At 66.5% G+C, this 922-nt stretch carries 1 protein-coding gene; it reads right to left on the minus strand.

Annotated features, from left to right (window positions below; all coding sequences use genetic code 11):
* Positions 1-753: transposase family protein (locus AC2CHE_RS26895; RefSeq protein WP_484507618.1), on the minus strand; the 753-nt coding region annotated here is incomplete at its 3' end.
* Positions 754-922 lie beyond the last annotated feature (169 nt).

Here is a 922-nt window from a genome sequence, read left to right on the forward strand (position 1 = left end):
CAGGGCAGTGACGGTACGTAACACGTCGGGGAAGCCCGTCATGATCCGGTGGTAGCCGGTCTTGAGGATCTTCCAGTTCTTCAAGTGGCTGATGGCGCGTTCGACGGCGGCGCGGAGCCGGTTGACGCTGTAGTTGTAGGCCTTCTGCTTGTCGGTCAGCTCGCCTCGGGGTGGTTTCTTGTGTGGGGTGATCGGGCCGGTGCCCTGGTAGCCGCCGTCGCCGATCATCCCGGGGCCGCCGGCGGCGTAGTGGTCTGCCCAGCGGTCGGCGATGCCGGAGATGAAGAACGCGGCCGCGTCGTGGCGGGCGCCGTTGACCGGCTCGCCGACATCCGCGACCAGGCCGTCGAGGTTCGCGATGACCTGCACGTTCTGCCCACACACGTGTTTCTTGCCGGAGAACAGGCCGTCGTAGTGTTCGCGTTCGCCGACCGGGGCGACGAACCCGTCGACCAGCACACCCTCGCGGCGGGTCCGCTCCAGGCGCTGGTCGACCTCGGGCCGGGTCACCCAGCGCAGGACCGGCTGCAGGATCTGGTGATAGCGGGTGATCGTGGCCTGCGAGCAGCCGAACACCTCGGCCACGACCTCGTCGGCGATGTTGTGCCGCAGTCCGAACAGCACCGCTACCAACGCTGTGGGCAGCGGCAACACGTGCGGACGTCCGACCGGGGGTTTCTCCCACTCGTCGCCGACGATCTCACGGACCCGGCCGGTCGGGTCAGCAAGCCGGTCGGTCGGGAGTCCTGTCATACTTTCACAGCGCGGCGGTTGGCCCTCGATCATCTTCCACACAAAGTTGATCTATCTGGGATCCGGCCGCCGCGTCTAATTAGGACGCCGTGCGCTCGGTCACGCCCACCCCGACGGTCACACACCGTGACATCCGCGAGCATCAACCTACTTTTGAATGGCCCTCCTG

The organism is Micromonospora sp. ATLC16 (assembly GCF_057196645.1).